Source organism: Thauera aminoaromatica S2 (assembly GCF_000310185.1).
GTDB classification, from domain to species: domain Bacteria; phylum Pseudomonadota; class Gammaproteobacteria; order Burkholderiales; family Rhodocyclaceae; genus Thauera; species Thauera aminoaromatica.
On sequence record NZ_AMXD01000243.1, the window covers coordinates 1 to 2,577 of the forward strand.

Genomic DNA, 2,577 nt, shown 5'->3' on the forward strand with positions numbered 1-2,577 from the left:
ACTGTTGACGCGCACTGAAAACTACCCAGATTTCGCGGGGTCTGCGCGCTGAAAAGTACCCAGGTGATTAACCTCCGCCGCTTCCGTCGAGGAGCGGGGAACCGAGGAGATGATCACCATGAATCTGCTGGGGAAGGTCAGAAGGCTGTACTACCGGGAGGGGCTCACGCTCTCGGAGATCGAGCGTCGCACGGGGCTGACGCGCAAGACGATCCGCAAGTGGCTGAAGGCGCCTGAAGGGGTTGACCCGAAGTACCAGCGCAGGGTCGGCGACACCAAGATCGCGCCGTACGCGGCGCAGCTGGTCAAGATGTTGGAGACCGATGCGCGGCGACCGCAACGGGACCGGCGCACGGCGCTGAAGTTGTTTGGGCAGTTGCAGGTGCAGGGGTTCGACGGCGATTACAGCCGCGTCACCGAGTTCATCCGGCGCTGGAAGGCCGAAGGCGGTGCATCGGTCGCGAAGGCCTTCGTTCCGCTGCAGTTCGAGCCGGGAGAGGGGCGCACCAGTTCGACTGGAGCGAGGAGCATCTGGTCATCGGTGGGGTGTGGCGCAAGGTGCTCGTGGCGCACCTGAAGCTGTGCTACAGCCGTGCCTTTGTCGTGCAGGCGTATCCGACGCAGAGCCACGAGATGCTGTTCGATGCGCACGCGCGGGCGTTTGCCGCGCTCGGCGGCGTAGCCCGGCGCGGGATCTACGACAACATGAAGACCGCCGTCGACCGGGTGAAGAAAGGCAAGGCGCGGGTGGTCAATACACGCTTTGCGGCGATGGCCTCGCACTACCTGTTCGAGCCGGACTTCTGCAACGTCGCCAGCGGTTGGGAGAAAGGCGTCGTCGAGAAGAACGTGCAGGACAGCCGACGGCGGATCTGGCAGGAGGCGGCCGAGACGCGCTTTGGTTCCTTCACCGAGCTGAACCTGTGGTTGCTGGCGAAGTGTCGCAGCCTGTGGCATGAGCTCAAGCATCCGGAGTACGACCTCAGCCTGGCGGAAATGCTCGAGCAGGAGCAGCCCAGCCTGATGCCGATGATCACGCCCTTCGACGGCTACGTGGAGACGCTCGGCAAGGTGTCGAGCACCTGCCTGGTCACGTTCGAGCGCTGCCGCTATTCGGCGCCGTGCGAGTTGGTGGGGCAGATGGTCGGCATCCGGGTGTATCCCGAGCAGATCGAGCTCGTCGCGCACGACACCGTCGTGGCCCGTCACGTGCGCAGCTTCACGCGCAACGAAGCGCGCTACGACTGGCAGCACTATCTGCCGCTGATCGAGCGCAAGCCCGGTGCGCTCAGGAACGGCGCACCCTTCGCCGACATGCCCGCGCCACTGCAGACGCTGCGCGCACTGCTGCTCAAGCGCGAAGGCGGAGATCGGGTCATGGCGAAGGTGCTCGCCGCCGTGCCTCAGCATGGCCTGGGGGCGGTCATCGTGGCGGTGGAGTTGGCGCTCGAAGCGGGCCGCCCCAGCCCCGAGCACATCGAGAACGTGCTCAATCGCCTGAAGTCGGCCCCTGCCACGCCGACCGTCGACACGGTACTGACCCTGAGCGAAACACCGGTGGCGGACCCGCAGCGTTACGACCGGCTGCGTGCGGAGGTGAGCCATGCGTGATGTGCTTGCCGAACTGAAAGCCCTGCGCCTGTACGGGATGGCCGACGCCTGGGCGGAGCTGGTGTCCACGAGTGATCTCGGGTGTCAGAGTTCGGGTTGGCTGCTCGAGCACCTGCTCGAGGCCGAGCATACCGACCGTCACCTGCGCTCGATCCGCTATCAACTGCAGGCGGCCCGCTTCCCGGTGCATCGGGATCTGGCCGGGTTCGACTTCGAGCAGTCGAAGGTGGAGCGGGCGTTGATTCAGGAACTCGCCACACTCGACTTCACCGCGCAGGCTCACAACGTCGTCTTCATCGGTGGCACCGGCACAGGCAAGTCGCATTTGGCCACGGCCCTGGGGGTGTCGGGGATCACCCAGCACGGCAAGCGGGTGCGGTTTTACTCGACCGTTGATCTGGTCAATCTGCTCGAGCAGGAGAAGGCGGCCGGCAAAGCCGGCAAGCTCGCCTTCTCGCTGCTGCGCATGGACCTGGTGATTCTCGATGAGCTGGGTTACCTGCCGTTCAGCCAGAGCGGCGGAGCGCTGCTGTTCCATCTGCTCTCGAAGCTGTACGAGCACACCAGCGTGATGATCACGACCAACCTGAGCTTCGGTGAATGGGCCAGCGTGTTCGGCGACGCAAAGATGACCACGGCACTGCTCGACCGGCTCACCCATCACTGCCATATCGTCGAGACCGGGAACGAGTCCTATCGCTTCCGTCAGAGCTCGGCCAGCGCGCGGTCGCGGATCAAGGACCGCGAGCAGCGCAAGCGCGGCCCCCTCACCGAGGACGAGCCGTTCTGATCCCGGCGCCCGCGCAGAGAAGCCCGCTTCGGGCTACGCCCTTCGCGGGCTTCTCTGCGCACACTCACGAACGGTAACTCGACTAAACTGAAAAGCAGTTGCTGCATGACGGGCAACTAAAGTGCCTGGGTAAAATTCAACGCGCACCGCTGGGTAGTTTTAGACGCGCGCCGACA

At 64.6% G+C, this 2,577-nt stretch carries 1 protein-coding gene and 1 pseudogene; both read left to right on the plus strand.

The annotated features are described in order from the left end of the window. Positions 1-118: 118 nt before the first annotated feature. A pseudogene (gene istA / locus C665_RS19175) lies at positions 119-1,611 on the plus strand (IS21 family transposase). Then, a complete protein-coding gene (gene istB, locus C665_RS19180; protein WP_004265643.1) occupies positions 1,604-2,401 on the plus strand; it encodes an IS21-like element helper ATPase IstB in 798 nt (265 codons plus the stop codon). Before istA ends, istB begins: the two are co-directional and overlap by 8 nt. Positions 2,402-2,577: the final 176 nt, after the last annotated feature.